Below are 14,915 nucleotides of genomic sequence, written 5' to 3'. Positions count from 1 at the left end.
TCCACTTAATCACTGAAAAATATCAGGGTTACCTCACAAAAAATCTACAACAATGTGATAACACAATATCAACCACGGTCAAAATGTCGCCATTCCAGTCCGATCATCGGCCGGGCGGCCCCAACAGTGGTATCATGCCGCTCTTTTGTCTGTGCTGGAGCCTTGCCATGATCCCCTCTCTATTGACCCGTCACTTCGGATTCGATCGGTTAAGACCCGGCCAGGAGGCGGTGATCAGCCGCTTGCTCGCAGGCAAGAGTGCGGCGGCCATCTTCCCGACCGGCGCCGGCAAGTCCCTCTGCTATCAGTTACCTGCCCTTGCCTTGCCCCATCTGACCCTGGTGATCTCCCCCCTCATAGCCCTGATGCACGATCAGCTCGCCTTCCTGAAAAGCAAGGGCATAGCCGCAGCGACCCTGGATTCGAGCCTGACACCGGAGGAGAGCCGACGGGTGATGCAGCAAGCCAGCGATGGCCAACTCAAGATCCTGATGATCTCGGTGGAGCGGTTGAAGAACGAGCGTTTTCGCCGCTTTATCGCCGGGGTGCCGCTCTCCCTGCTGGTCGTAGATGAGGCGCACTGCATCTCGGAGTGGGGTCACAACTTTCGCCCGGACTATTTGAAGCTGCCGAGCCATCGCCGCGAGCTCGCTATCCCCCAGGTGCTGCTGCTCACCGCAACCGCCACCCCGGCGGTCATGGCAGACATGCAGGCCAAGTTCGGCATCGATAAAGAGGATCTGGTGGTCACCGGCTTTTATCGCGCCAACCTGGATCTCGCCGTCGTCCCCCTGGCCGGCAGCGCCCGCGATACCTGGCTGCAAAAGGAGATGCAACGCGACCCCGCGGCGCCGACCATCGTCTATGTCACCCTGCAACACACGGCGCAGCAGTGCGCCGAACACCTGCAACGGGCAGGGATCCGGGCCTGCGCCTATCACGCCGGGCTGGACTCGACCCTGCGCAGCCAGATCCAGCACGACTTCATGGCGGGCCGGCTCGATTGCATCGTCGCCACCATCGCCTTTGGCATGGGTATCGACAAGGCCGATATCCGCCGGGTGATCCACTACGACTTGCCCAAATCCATCGAGAACTACAGCCAGGAGATAGGCCGCGCCGGACGTGATGGCCAACCCTCCCGCTGCCTGGTGCTGGCCAGCCGGGCCCAGCTGCCAGTGCTCGAAAACTTCGTCTACGGGGATACGCCGGACAAGGCCGCCATCCTGGCCTTGCTCGAGACGGTGCAACAAAGCGGCACCGAGTGGGAGTTTGGCCTGCTGCGCCTCTCCAATGACACCAACATTCGCCAGCTGCCCCTCAAGACCCTGCTGGTCTATCTGGAGATGGCGGGCGTGATAGCGCCGGCCTACAGCTATTTCGCCGAATATCGCTTCAAGTTCGTGCTGGATAAACAGGAGATCCTGGCGCGTTTCAATCCTGATCGGCGCCAGTTCCTGGAGCAGCTGTTTGCCTGTGCCCCCCAGGCTCGCAGCTGGTGCACCATGGATTTCGATGCACTCTGGCAGGGTTATCAGGGAGAGAGGCACCGCGCCGCCGCGGCGCTGGACTATCTGCAACAGCAGGGCTGGATTGAACTCGAGAGCAAGCAGATGACGGAGGTGTATCGGGTATTGCGTCAAGACCTAGATGTGGCAGCGCTGGCGACCCAGCTGCACGCCCTGTTCGAGCAAAAAGAGCAGAGTGAACTGGCAAGGTTGCAGGCCCTGCTCAACTTCTTTACCTCGAGCAACTGCCTGAGCCATGAGCTGGCCAGCTACTTCGCCGATAAGCAGGCGCCGAGCCAGTGCGGGCACTGCTCCGTCTGCCGGGGCGAAGTTGCCATCCTGCCATCGCTACCGGCCCCAGCCCTGCCCAACGAACAGGGACTGCGTGCCTGGTGTGATCCCCTGGTGGCCCTGTGCCATAGCCAGGAGCCCCGCATCCTGACCCGTTTCCTGTGTGGCATCGCCACCCCCTTGACCACCAGGGTCAAGGCAAAGAATCTGGCGGGCTTTGGCCAGTTGGCGGCACATCCGTTCGCCGAGGTGTTGGCGGCGGTATCTCGCGCCTACCCTCCTATCCCCTAACGGTTTTTGCCGGACCCCAAAAAATAAGACCCTCGCGGATGCGAGGGTCAAGCCAACGGAAACGTGCTTAAACAGAGCTTAGTATCTGCACAACCACCCACTCTCTTGCTAAAGCGATGACTGCTCGACACAGGGCCAATCTAGTGCAGCCAGAATGTAGCGTCAATGTAAAAATTAGAGCTTGAACACCAAACAACATACGTTACGTTAACGTAAACGGCACGTCATTTTACCCTTCGTCCTCTCCCGCCCTTGCCCTGCCTGCACTTGGGCTGCGCAAAACGAAACTGCATCGGTTTTCTGCGTCTGCCACACAAACATTTATTTTTTATGTCTTTGACATTTGCATCACTGTCATGGCAGAAATAATTTAACAGTCAGTAACATAGAGACATCACTGGCTGCCTCTTCCCGTAACCGGATCGGGAAGCTCCCTTGCAAACTTAAACCAATGATGTTGATGGATTACTGGGGGCTGTTGACTAGGCTTAAGAGGTAAACAGAACAAAAGTAGTGATCCACTCTTTTTCAGGGTAAGCGACTATACCGAGGGCTAAGTTATGGGCATCTTCGAGCACTATCAACAGCGGTATGAGAAAGCCAGAGAGGAGGAGTACAGCATTCAGGAGTTCCTGGATATGTGCAAACAGGACAAATCCTGCTACGCCTCCGCCGCCGAACGACTGCTGGTTGCCATCGGCGAACCGGAAATGATCGACACCTCGGTCAATCCGCGCCTCAGCCGCCTGTTTTCCAACCGCGTCGTCGCACGCTATCCCGCCTTCAAAGACTTTTACGGCATGGAAGAGGCCATCGAACAGATAGTCTCCTACCTCAAACACTCGGCCCAGGGGCTGGAAGAGAAGAAACAGATCCTCTATCTGCTGGGTCCTGTCGGCGGCGGCAAGTCCTCCTTGGCTGAGAAACTCAAGTCTTTGATGCAGAAGGTGCCTATCTATCGTATCAAGGGCTCGCCGGTCAACGATCACCCCTTCTGCCTGTTCGACATCGAGGAAGATGGCGAGATCCTGGAAAAAGAGTACGGCATCCCGCGCCGCTACCTGCGTCCCATCATGTCCCCCTGGGCGGCCAAACGCCTGCACGAGTTTGGCGGCGACATCACCAAGTTCAAGGTGGAGAAGGTCAATCCCTCCATTTTGGATCAGATCGCCATCGCCAAGACGGAGCCCGGCGATGACAACAACCAGGACATCTCCTCCCTGGTCGGCAAGGTCGACATCCGCATGCTGGAGCATTACGCCCAGGATGATGCCGATGCTTACTCCTACTCGGGGGCTCTCTGTAAGGCAAACCAGGGGATGATGGAATTCGTGGAGATGTTCAAAGCCCCCATCAAGGTGCTACACCCCTTGCTGACTGCGACACAGGAGGGCAACTACAACGGCACAGAAGGCCTCTCCGCCCTCCCCTTCGACGGCATACTGCTGGCTCACTCCAACGAGTCCGAGTGGCAGCAGTTCCGCAACAACAAGAACAACGAGGCCTTCCTCGACCGGGTCTACATCGTCAAGGTGCCCTACTGCCTGCGAGTCTCGGAAGAGGTGAAGATCTATGAAAAACTGCTGTTCAACAGCGAACTGACCGATGCCAAGTGTGCCCCGGGTACCCTGGAGCTGCTGGGTCAGTTCTCCGTCCTCTCTCGCCTGAAAGAGCCAGAAAACTCCAGCCTCTACTCCAAGATGCGGGTCTATGATGGCGAGAGCCTCAAAGATACAGATCCCAAGGCCAAGAGCTATCAGGAGTACCGCGACTACGCCGGTGTGGACGAGGGCATGAATGGCCTGTCGACCCGCTTCGCGTTCAAGATCCTCTCCCGGGTGTTCAACTTCGATCATGCGGAAGTGGCGGCCAACCCGGTCCATCTCTTCTATGTGCTGGAGCAGCAAATCGAGCGGGAACAGTTCCCGCAGGAGCTGCACGATCGCTATCTGGAGTTCATCAAGGGCTATCTGACCCCGCGCTACGTGGAGTTCATCGGCAAGGAGATCCAGACCGCCTACCTCGAGTCCTACTCGGAATACGGGCAGAACATCTTCGATCGCTACGTCACCTACGCCGACTTCTGGATCCAGGATCAGGAGTACCGTGACCCGGAAACCGGTCAGCTGTTTGACAGGGCATCGCTGAACAGCGAGCTGGAGAAGATCGAAAAACCGGCGGGGATCAGCAATCCGAAAGATTTCCGTAACGAGATCGTCAACTTCGTGCTGCGAGCACGGGCCAACAATGCAGGCCGTAACCCCAACTGGACCAGTTACGAGAAGCTGCGCACCGTGATCGAGAAGAAAATGTTCTCCAACACGGAAGAGCTGCTGCCGGTTATCTCCTTCAACAGCAAAACCTCAGCCGAGGAGCAGAAGAAGCACGATAACTTTGTCGAACGGATGATGGAGAAAGGTTACACCCGCAAACAGGTGCGCCTGCTCTCCGAGTGGTACCTCAGGGTACGCAAGTCATCCTGACCCTGATCAGTTCAAGGGGGAGTTATGGCGCATTTTATCGACCGCAGGCTCAACGGTAAAAACAAAAGCGCTGTCAATCGGCAGCGCTTCATCCGCCGTTACAAGAAGCAGATCAAACAAGCGGTCTCGGATGCTGTCTCCAAGCGCAGCATTCAGGACGTGGACAAGGGCGAGAGCATCAGCATCCCGACCAAGGACATCGGCGAGCCCCATTTTCATCAGGGGCAAGGCGGCAAGCGGGAGATGGTGCACCCCGGCAACGATCAGTTCGTCTCCGGCGACAAGATTGACCGCCCCAAGGGAGGGGGCAGCGGTCAAGGCGGTGGCGAGGGTCAGGCATCGGATCAGGGAGAGGGGGCCGACGACTTTGTGTTCCAAATCTCCAAGGATGAATATCTGGACTTGCTGTTTGAAGATCTGGAGCTGCCTCGCTTGCAGAAGACCCAGCTCAACCAGCTGATGGAGATGAAAACCTACCGGGCGGGCTACACCTCCAACGGGGTGCCCGCCAACATCAACGTGGTGAGATCCTTGCAAAACTCGCTGGCAAGACGCATGGCCTTGCAGGCTGGCAAGAAGCGTCTGCTGCGCGAGCTCGAAGAGCGGCTCGCTCTGCTCGCCCGTGAGCCCAATGATCACTTTGCCGAGATGGCACAGCTTGAGAAGGAAATCAGGGAGCTCAAGCGGCGCATCGAGGCCGTCCCCTTCATCGACACCTTCGATCTCAAGTTCAACAACTTCGTCAAACGGCCGGTGCCGTCGAGCCAGGCGGTGATGTTCTGCCTGATGGACGTGTCGGGCTCAATGGATCAGGCCACCAAGGAGATGGCCAAACGCTTCTATATCCTGCTCTACCTGTTCCTGAGCCGCACCTACAAGAATGTGGAGGTGGTCTACATTCGCCATCACACCCAGGCCAAAGAGGTGGACGAACACGAGTTCTTCTACTCCCAGGAAACCGGCGGCACCATAGTCTCCAGCGCCCTCAAGATGATGAACGACATCATCAACGAGCGTTACCCCGCCAATCAGTGGAACATCTATGCGGCGCAAGCCTCGGATGGGGATAACTGGGCGGATGACTCGCCCCAGTGCCGGGAGATCCTGATGCGCGACATCATGCCGCGAGTGCGTTACTACTCCTATATCGAGATCACCACCCGCGCCCACCAGACCCTGTGGCACGAATACGAGTCGGTGGCCGGCCAGTTCCCCCACTTCGCGATGGAGCACATTCGCAAGGTAGAGGACATCTATCCGGTCTTCCGGGAGTTGTTCAAGAAGCAAGCGGCTTGAGGGATCACACATGGTAGAAACTGCGAGAAAAATAGCGCCGCTGGACGATGGTCCTGACTGGAACTTCGATCTGCTGGAAACCTATCACCAGGAGATTGCCCGGGTCGCCAAATCCTATCGACTGGATACCTACCCCAACCAAATCGAGGTCATCACAGCCGAGCAGATGATGGATGCCTACTCCAGCGTGGGCATGCCCATCGGCTACCAGCACTGGTCATTTGGCAAGCGCTTCATCCATACCGAGCGCAACTACAAGCGCGGCCAGATGGGACTGGCGTACGAGATCGTCATCAACTCGGATCCCTGCATCGCCTACCTGATGGAGGAGAACACCATGCCGATGCAGGCCTTGGTGATGGCCCACGCCTGCTATGGCCACAACTCCTTTTTCAAGAACAACTACCTGTTCAAGGCCTGGAGCGACGCCTCCTCCATCATCGACTACCTGCTCTTTGCCAAGAACTACATCACGGAGTGTGAAGAGAAACACGGCATAGACGCGGTCGAGCGGCTGATCGACTCCTGTCACGCCCTGATGAACTTCGGGGTGGATCGCTACAAACGGCCCCAGAAGATCTCGCTCGCCGAGGAGAAACGGCGCCAGAAGGCACGGGAAGATTACCTGCAAACCCAGGTCAACGAGCTCTGGCGCACTCTGCCCAAGCAGCACAAGGCCTCCGGCGTCGAGGACAGACGCTATCCGCCGGAGCCCCAGGAAAACATCCTCTATTTCATAGAGAAAAATGCGCCTCTGCTCGAGCCATGGCAGCGTGAAATAGTGCGAATAGTGAGGAAAATCAGTCAATACTTCTACCCGCAGAAGCAGACCCAGGTGATGAACGAGGGCTGGGCCACCTTCTGGCACTACACCATCCTCAATCATCTGTATGACGAGGGGAAGATCAGCGACAGATTCATGATAGAGGTGCTGCACAGCCACACCAACGTGGTGTATCAGCCCCCCTACAACAGCCGCTACTACTCGGGCATCAACCCCTATGCCCTGGGGTTTGCCATGTTCACCGACCTGCGGCGCATCTGTGAGCACCCCACCGAGGAGGACAGATACTGGTTCCCGGACTATGCCGGTACCAACTGGGTCGATACCCTGCACTTCGCTATGCAGAACTTCAAGGACGAGAGCTTCATCAGTCAGTTCCTGAGTCCCAAGGTGATGCGGGACATGAAGCTGTTTGCCATCGACGACGACGATCTGAAGAACTACCTCAAGGTCTCGGCCATCCACAATGAGGAGGGCTACCGGCTGGTGCGCAATACCCTGTCCGCCCAGTACAACCTGAGCAACCTGGAGCCCAACATTCAGGTGTACAACGTGGCGGTGAAGGGGGACAGATCCCTGACCCTGCGCTATGTGCCCCACAACCGGATCCCCCTTGGCGAGTCGCGCCACGAGGTGCTCAAGCACCTGCACCAGCTGTGGGGGTTTGACGTGGTGCTGGAGCAGGACAACGGAGAGCTGCCTGCCGACATCATAGGGCGCTGCCCGGATCGCAAGAGCGTGACCTGACGGACAAACCCTAAGCATAAAAAAACGCGCCATCTGGCGCGTTTTTTTATTTTAATACAATCAGTTATCGCACAGGTTGCTCGGCATATCCTGGCGCAGACGGGTCCACAGTTTACCCGACTCGATACCGTACTGACGTACCGTCATGAACACGGCTTCGTGATTCTTGGTCTCGGCCAACCCCAGCAGGGTTTTGTAATAGGCATCAGCCGTTTCACGGGCCTGCTTGTCGGAGAAGTAATAACGCCCGACTCGGCTATACAAACCTTTGAAACCGTTGAGGATCAAGGCGTAGATAGGATTTCCGGAGGCAAACGACAGCTGATGATGCAGACGATAATCGAACTCGGCATAGGCTTCCGGGGAGTTTTCCACCCCATCGGCGCCACGCAGGATCTCGGCGGCCTGTTCCGGGTTGTTGCGGATCGCGCCACGGATGAAGATGGTGCAGATGTTGGTGCGCGCCGACAGCAGCTGGGCCACCAGATCCGGTACCTTGTCCTGATCGAGACGAGCCAGGGTTTCCAGGATGTTGAGGCCTGAGGTTTCCCAGAAATTGTTGACCTTGGTCGGTTTGCCATGCTGGATGGTGAGCCAGCCATCACGGGCAAGACGCTGCAGCACTTCGCGCAAGGTGGTGCGAGTCACGCCAATCAGTTCGGACAGTTCGCGCTCCGCCGGCAGAATGGATCCAGGAGGAAAGCGATTGTTCCAGATGGACTCGATGATGTATTCCTCGGCAAACCCGGCTGGGCTCTGCGCTTTTATGACCATGTAGTGACTCTGTTGTAGTGCGTAAAAAGGCTCACGAATAATAGCAAAGCCGACCATGCTGGCAAGCAGAAGGTCAGTCCTCTGCTCACATAAACCCGAACTTTTTGTTAAAAATATGTTTATTGCTATTCAATTGGCATCCGTCTACCCCCTGCCCTCGCTCCATGATGAGAAAGCGCTACCACTGGCTTGACGCCGCCCGGCCCATCCCCCATATCCCATCCGACACCTGCTTGGCAGGTAATCATTACCATGTTGTACGAAACGACCCTTTCTATATTGTTTTGAAAAACGAGACAGTGTTGAGGATGGAAGGCGGATTATCAGCCAGGTTGGGTGCGATACCATGGCCTCTCGTTTACACACCCAAGGAGGCTAACCCGATGAAACCCAGTCACCTCTCTCGCTGGCAACCAGGCTGATCGCGTCGATTCCCGTCTATCAACCACCATCACGGCTGGGCGCGAGCAAGGTGAGAGTCTCACCGCCTTTCGACTCAGTTCCGACAAGAACGAGCCTATGTGGCCATTTATTAGCCAGTTTGCAGAATGCGGCAGCCGGCGGCTTGCTATCAGGTGGAGGGATGACGCTACTCTTGCAAGGCAAAAGAGCAGAGTCTCAGGGGTGGCAGGCGTCGATTGATGGGTTTCCCGTTACACCCTGGATGTCAGATCCGGCATCAGAGAGCCAACCAACACCCCATTAGGGCGATAAATAGAGCACACGTCTGGGCAAGCACCGCAGCGTTATTTATAGTTAGCGCTCCCTTGATTAAAATCATGTGCAATCAATTTGATAAAGGTGAATATCCGGATGCTCGGGTCAGCTTGACTCGACTGCACAGACGCAGATATCAACAACAGAACAGAGAAGAACCATTATGCCAATCAGCCTAGGGCGCGCTTTCGCAAGGAACTTTTTGGGCAATGCCCCGCAATGGTACAAAATTGCCATCGTCTTATTCCTGCTGATCAACCCGATCGTCTTCCACTTCGATCCTTTCCTGGCCGGCTGGCTGCTGGTCGTCGAATTCATCTTCACCCTGGCCATGGCACTCAAGTGCTACCCGCTGCAACCCGGCGGTCTGCTGGCTATCGAGGCAGTGCTTATCGGCATGACCTCGGCGAACCAGATCAAACATGAACTGGTCGCCAACATCGAAGTGCTGCTGCTGCTGGTATTCATGGTGGCCGGCATCTACTTCATGAAACAGTTGCTGCTCTATGTATTCACCAAGATGCTGGTGCGCATTCACTCCAAGACCCTGCTCTCCCTCGCCTTCTGCCTGGTGTCGGCCTTCTTGTCCGCCTTCCTCGATGCACTGACCGTGATTGCCGTGGTGATAAGCGTCGCCACCGGTTTCTACGCCATCTACCACAAGGTCTCATCGAGCGATGAATCCGGCGGCCTGCACGATGATGACGACGACATCGACGAGCCGACTCGCCAGCACCTGAACGAGTTTCGCGCCTTCCTGCGCAGCCTGATGATGCATGCCGCCATCGGTACTGCGCTCGGGGGCGTCTGCACCCTGGTGGGCGAGCCACAAAACCTCATCATAGGCGAGCAGGCTGGCTGGCATTTCGGGGAGTTCGCCATTCGCATGGCACCTGTGACCATACCCGTGTTCATCTGTGGTCTGCTGACTTGCATCCTGGTGGAGAAGTTCCGCTGGTTTGGCTATGGCACCAAGCTGCCAGAGCCGGTACGCCGCATCATGGAAGCCTACGAGCGGGATGAAGATGCCCAGCGCTCCCCGCAAGAGAAAGCCAAGCTCATCGTGCAGGCGCTGATCGCCCTCTGGCTCATCACCGGCCTGGCACTGCATCTGGCGGCCGTGGGCCTGATTGGCCTGACCGTCATAGTGCTCGCCACCTCCTTCACCGGCGTCACCGAGGAGCATGCCCTCGGCAAGGCCTTCCATGAGGCCCTGCCTTTCACCGCCCTGCTCACCGTCTTCTTCAGCGTGGTGGCGGTGATCATCGATCAGCAGCTGTTCAAACCCGTGATCCAGTGGGTACTGGCCGCCAAGCCCGAAGATCAGCTCGCGCTCTTCTACCTGGCGAACGGCCTGCTCTCCATGGTGAGTGACAACGTCTTCGTCGGCACCGTCTACATCAACGAGGTGAAGACGGCTCTGCTCAATGGCGCCATCAGCCGCGAGCATTTCGATCTGCTGGCGGTGGCCATCAACACGGGGACCAACCTACCCTCGGTCGCCACCCCCAACGGTCAGGCCGCCTTCCTGTTCATGCTGACCTCGGCGCTGGCGCCCCTGCTGCGCCTCTCGTATGGCCGCATGGTGTGGATGGCGCTGCCCTACACCCTGGTGCTCGGACTGGTGGGCTTCTTCGCGGTGGAGCAGTTGCTCGCTCCCGCCACCGAATGGTTCTATCAGGCGGGCTGGTTGCTGCAGGGCGACGTGGTTCCCGCACTGGTGCCGGCGACACATTGATGATGGAAGGGCCCATGAGGGCCCTTTTCTTTTACCACCGGCTCTGCTCTAATTCAGCCACTATTTTCTCTGTGAGATCAATCAGATGATCGAGTTTCTGCGTCGTATTGCCAGCCACCGACTGGCCTGGGGACTGCTGGCCGCCTCCGCCCTGTTCCTCGAGTTGTGCGCCCTCTTCTTCCAGCACATCTTGGGCCTGAGCCCGTGCGTCATGTGCATCTATGAGCGGATCGCCACCCTGGGAGTGATCGCGGCCGGCCTGCTTGGCATGGTGTCTCCCCAGAAGTGGTATCTGCGCTGGAGTGCCATGCTGCTGTGGGGTTACAGCGCCTTCCGCGGCCTGCAACTGGCGTTGCAGCACGTGGATTATCAGCTCAATCCCTCCCCCTTCAATGTGTGCAGCCCCTATGCCGACTTCCCGAGCTGGGCGCCGCTGGATCAGTGGGTCCCCTGGTTGTTTTTCCCGGATGGCGACTGCGGCGAGATCAGCTGGCAATTCCTCAGCTTCTCCATGCCACAGTGGCTGGTGGCCATCTTCGCCGCCTACTTGCTGGTGTTCGTGGTCGTCGCCGTTGGCAACCTGGTCAAGGGCCGTTGCTGCAACTGATACCCATGACCAATGACTAAAAAGGGAGCCATTGGCTCCCTTTTTCACATCTGTTGTCATAGCCCATCGCCTTCCTCACCCTCTCTGCTGTTGTTCGTGGCGGCGGCCGTCGGCAATCGGGTCAAGGGCCATTGCTGCAACGGATAACAATGATCGACCATAAAAAAGGGAGCCACTGGCTCCCTTTTCATACATGTGATCCTGACTTATGCGCTGGGCTTGCTCGCGCCGCGCCTGGCTTTCACCATACCGATGATCATGGGCAGCAGAGACACCCCTATGATGCCGAAGATAAGCAGAGTGAAGTTCTGGCGCACCACCGGCAGGTTGCCGAAGAAGTGGCCCGCATAGACGAAGGAGAGCACCCACAGCAGCCCGCCCACCAGGTTGAAGGCCAGGAAGCGCGGATAGGTCATGGCCCCCATGCCCGCCACGAAGGGGGCGAAGGTACGCACTATGGGCAGGAAACGGGTGATGATGATGGTCTTGCCACCATGCTTGGCATAGAAGGCATGGGTCTTCACCAGATAATCGCGGCGGAAGATCTTGGAATCCGGGTTGCGGAACAGCTGCTCCCCGAAGAAGTGCCCTATGGTGTAGTTCACCACGTTGCCGAGCACAGCGGCCACGATCAGCACGGCGGCCAGGGTATGCACGTCCAGCGCGCTACCCACGGTCAAGGCGCCGGCGGCGAACAGCAGGGAATCCCCGGGCAGGAAGGGAGTCACCACCAGACCGGTCTCACAGAAGATGATGAGGAACAGGATGGCGTATACCCAGACGCCATAGTTTTCAAACAGCTCTTTCAAATGCACGTCTACGTGCAGAATAAAGTCAATCGCAAACAGGATCAGATCCATTATTTCATACCCATGAAGTGAACGGCGAGGAGTCTACGCCAATGCCTCGAGCGCCACAATCCGCGGCCCTCCTCGCCTCTCAAGAAAACCCGCTCTCGGCTCTGGCCATAGATGAAAGGCCTATCTCGGCGGCAAGTTAATGACAAAGTGCTCTCTTATTCCAGCGCATCCAGCCCGCGCCGAACCTCGGCGGGCAGGCAGGACTCCCAGCCCCAGATCAGTACCAGCAGCAGGCTGATGTCATCGAGCCAGCCAAACAGCGGTACCACGTCCGGGATAAGATCCAGCGGGCTGATGCCATAGAGCAGGATGAGGATCACCAGCCCCTTGGCCCACCAGGGAGTGGCGGGATGGCGAAAGCCGAAGTAGAGGCGGCGCAGACGCCGCCAGATGAGCCAGCGTTTGCCGCTCGGCTTTTTGTTGTTGCTCAACTCTCGATCAACTCGCTGCGCAGCCGCTGGATCTGATCTCGCATGGCGGCCGCCTGCTCGAACTCCAGATCCCGGGCGTGCTGGAACATCTGCTCTTCCATTCGTTTGATCTCCTTGGCGATCTCGCTGGCGGAGCGGGCATGGTACTCCCCTTGCGGCTCGGCGGCCTTGCGACTGCCTTTGCCAGGTTTGCCAGCCGTGCGGCTGCCCCCCATGTCCATGACATCCCCCACCGACTTGTTGAGGCCCTTGGGCGTGATGCCGTGCTCCAGGTTATGAGCATGCTGCAGGGCGCGGCGTCGCTCCGTTTCCTCGATGGCCACCTTCATGGAGTTGGTGATGGTGTCTCCGTAGAGGATCACCTTGCCGTTGAGGTTGCGGGCCGCCCGGCCGATGGTCTGTATGAGGGAGCGGGTGGAGCGCAGGAAGCCCTCTTTATCCGCATCCAGGATGGCCACCAGGGACACCTCCGGCATGTCGAGCCCTTCTCGCAGCAGGTTGATGCCCACCAGCACGTCAAATTTACCGAGCCGCAAGTCGCGAATGATCTCCACCCGCTCGACGGTGTCGATGTCCGAGTGCAAATAGCGCACCCGCACATCGTGATCCGCCAGGTATTCGGTCAAGTCTTCCGCCATCCGCTTGGTCAGGGTCGTCACCAGCACCCGCTCCTCCACCGCGACTCGCAGCCGGATCTCGGAGAGCAGATCGTCCACCTGGGTGGTCACCGGGCGCACCTCTATCTCTGGATCCAGCAGACCGGTCGGGCGCACCACCTGTTGCACCACGTCGCCGCCGGATTTTTCCAGCTCGTAGGGGCCAGGGGTCGCCGAGACAAACACAGTCTGCGGCATCAGGGCCTCAAATTCGTCGAACTTCAGCGGCCGGTTGTCCAGTGCCGAGGGGAGCCGGAAGCCGTACTCCACCAGGGTTTCTTTACGAGAGCGGTCACCCTTGAACATGGCGCCTATCTGGGGCACGGTCACGTGGGACTCATCGATGATGAGCAGGCCATCCCCCGGCAGGTAGTCAAACAGGGTGGGTGGCGGCTCGCCGGGGGCGCGCCCGGACAGGTAGCGGCTGTAGTTCTCGATGCCGGAGCAGTAGCCCAGTTCCTGCATCATCTCGATATCGAACTGGGTTCGCTGACTGATGCGCTGCTCCTCCACCAGCTTGTTGAGGGAGAGTAGCTGCTCGCGGCGCCCCTTGAGCTCTTCCTTGATGTGATCGATGGCACCCAGGATAGTCTCACGCGGAGTGGCATAGTGGGTCTTGGGGTAGATGGTGTAGCGCACCACAGTCTGCTCGATGGCGCCGGTCAGGGGATCGAACTGGGAGAGGCGCTCCACCTCCTCGTCAAACAGCTCCACCCGCAGGGCCAGCTTGTCCGATTCGGCGGGGTAGATGTCGATCACCTCCCCCCGCACCCGGAAGGTGCCGCGCTGGAAGGCCATGTCGTTGCGGGTGTATTGCAGCTCGGCTAGGCGGCGCAAGATGTCCCGCTGATTGATCACGTCCCCGACTTTCAGGTGCAGCATCATGCTGAGATAGGCCTGGGGATCCCCCAGACCATAGATGGCCGATACGGAGGCGACGATCACCACGTCCCGCCGCTCCAGCAGCGCCTTGGTGGCCGACAGTCGCATCTGCTCTATGTGATCGTTGATGGAGGCATCCTTCTCGATGAAGGTGTCCGTGGTCGGCACATAGGCTTCCGGCTGGTAGTAGTCGTAGTAGGAGACGAAATACTCCACCGAGTTCTCGGGGAAGAACTCCTTCATCTCCCCATAGAGCTGGGCCGCCAGCGTCTTGTTCGGCGCCAGTATCATGGTGGGCCGATTGAGGGTGGCGATCACGTTGGCCATGGTAAAGGTCTTGCCCGAGCCGGTGACCCCGAGCAGGGTCTGATGGGCGAGCCCGGACTCGATGCCATCGAGCAGGCGGGCGATCGCCTCTGGCTGATCCCCCGCAGGTTGAAACTGGCTGGCCAGCTTGAAAAGCTTATTCATCACGACTCCCGGCAAAAAACAGCAAGAGTGAAGTGTACCCCGAGTTGGGAGACCTGGGTATCCACTCTGGCTACCAAGCGGCTATTGACCTTCAAACGCGAGATCTGTATAGTGCGTCTCCTTGCCTGATGTTCCCCCGTAGTTCAGTCGGTAGAACGGCGGACTGTTAATCCGTATGTCACTGGTTCAAGTCCAGTCGGGGGAGCCAATTTCCTCACCATCTCGGTGCAAGTTATCCACTTTAGTGCTTTCCTCTGCCAATTTTAATGCACAAGCCGTCCCTCGCGGCCACATCCCCTTTTGATCCCCTCTCCCCGACCAGCAGCGTTTTGTCCTGTTGCGTATAACTATATGATTTTTATAGAAACAATTTTTTAGC

The 14,915-nt window shown here is 58.0% G+C and carries 10 protein-coding genes and 1 tRNA gene; 7 read left to right on the top strand and 4 right to left on the bottom strand.

Annotation, left to right across the window (positions count from 1 at the left end; genetic code table 11):
* Positions 1-167 precede the first annotated feature (167 nt).
* The 4 genes from CUC44_RS16370 to CUC44_RS16355 all read left to right on the top strand — a co-directional run bounded on the left by CUC44_RS16370 (position 168) and on the right by CUC44_RS16355 (position 7,400).
* Positions 168-2,090 carry a RecQ family ATP-dependent DNA helicase gene (locus tag CUC44_RS16370; protein ID WP_100860940.1) on the top strand — a complete coding sequence of 641 codons (1,923 nt, stop codon included), beginning with the start codon at positions 168-170 and terminating at the stop codon, positions 2,088-2,090.
* A 560-nt stretch (positions 2,091-2,650) separates the two neighbouring features.
* On the top strand, positions 2,651-4,573 hold the full coding sequence (locus CUC44_RS16365) for a PrkA family serine protein kinase (protein WP_100860939.1): 1,923 nt from the start codon (positions 2,651-2,653) through the stop codon (positions 4,571-4,573).
* 24 nt (positions 4,574-4,597) lie between these two features.
* On the top strand, positions 4,598-5,869 hold the full coding sequence (locus tag CUC44_RS16360) for a YeaH/YhbH family protein (RefSeq protein WP_100860938.1): 1,272 nt from the start codon (positions 4,598-4,600) through the stop codon (positions 5,867-5,869).
* Between the two features lie 10 nt (positions 5,870-5,879).
* Positions 5,880-7,400 (top strand): SpoVR family protein, encoded by a 1,521-nt coding sequence (locus CUC44_RS16355; protein ID WP_100860937.1) that lies wholly within the window; start codon positions 5,880-5,882, stop codon positions 7,398-7,400.
* Between the two features lie 60 nt (positions 7,401-7,460).
* Here CUC44_RS16355 and fadR read toward each other — a convergent pair whose 3' ends face one another.
* Positions 7,461-8,174, bottom strand: a complete 714-nt coding sequence (gene fadR, locus CUC44_RS16350; RefSeq protein ID WP_100860936.1) for a fatty acid metabolism transcriptional regulator FadR — start codon at positions 8,172-8,174, stop codon at positions 7,461-7,463.
* An 880-nt stretch (positions 8,175-9,054) separates the two neighbouring features.
* Between fadR and nhaB the strand changes: the two genes are divergently transcribed.
* Both nhaB and dsbB read left to right on the top strand, forming a co-directional pair.
* Positions 9,055-10,629 carry a Na(+)/H(+) antiporter NhaB gene (nhaB, locus tag CUC44_RS16345; RefSeq protein WP_100860935.1) on the top strand — a complete coding sequence of 525 codons (1,575 nt, stop codon included), beginning with the start codon at positions 9,055-9,057 and terminating at the stop codon, positions 10,627-10,629.
* Positions 10,630-10,714: 85 nt separating this feature from the next.
* Complete coding sequence (dsbB, locus tag CUC44_RS16340) at positions 10,715-11,236, top strand: disulfide bond formation protein DsbB (protein WP_100860934.1); 522 nt, start codon at positions 10,715-10,717, stop codon at positions 11,234-11,236.
* Positions 11,237-11,442: 206 nt separating this feature from the next.
* On the opposite strand, the gene CUC44_RS16335 is transcribed toward dsbB, so the two are convergent.
* The 3 genes from CUC44_RS16335 to uvrB form a co-directional block, all read right to left on the bottom strand.
* Complete coding sequence (locus tag CUC44_RS16335; protein ID WP_100860933.1) at positions 11,443-12,096, bottom strand: DedA family protein; 654 nt, start codon at positions 12,094-12,096, stop codon at positions 11,443-11,445.
* 155 nt (positions 12,097-12,251) lie between these two features.
* Positions 12,252-12,527, bottom strand: coding sequence for a YkvA family protein (locus CUC44_RS16330; protein ID WP_100860932.1), 276 nt, complete (start codon positions 12,525-12,527; stop codon positions 12,252-12,254).
* Complete coding sequence (uvrB, locus tag CUC44_RS16325) at positions 12,524-14,536, bottom strand: excinuclease ABC subunit UvrB (protein ID WP_100860931.1); 2,013 nt, start codon at positions 14,534-14,536, stop codon at positions 12,524-12,526. The genes CUC44_RS16330 and uvrB overlap by 4 nt, the downstream gene beginning before the upstream one ends.
* A gap of 132 nt (positions 14,537-14,668) precedes the next feature.
* Between uvrB and CUC44_RS16320 the strand changes: the two genes are divergently transcribed.
* A tRNA-Asn gene (locus CUC44_RS16320) sits at positions 14,669-14,744 on the top strand.
* The last annotated feature ends 171 nt before the right edge of the window (positions 14,745-14,915 follow it).

The sequence above is a fragment of the Aeromonas lusitana genome, assembly GCF_002812985.1.
Lineage (GTDB): Bacteria > Pseudomonadota > Gammaproteobacteria > Enterobacterales > Aeromonadaceae > Aeromonas > Aeromonas lusitana.
Note: the sequence above shows the minus strand (reverse complement) of the source record. Positions and strands in the feature narration are given on the sequence as shown.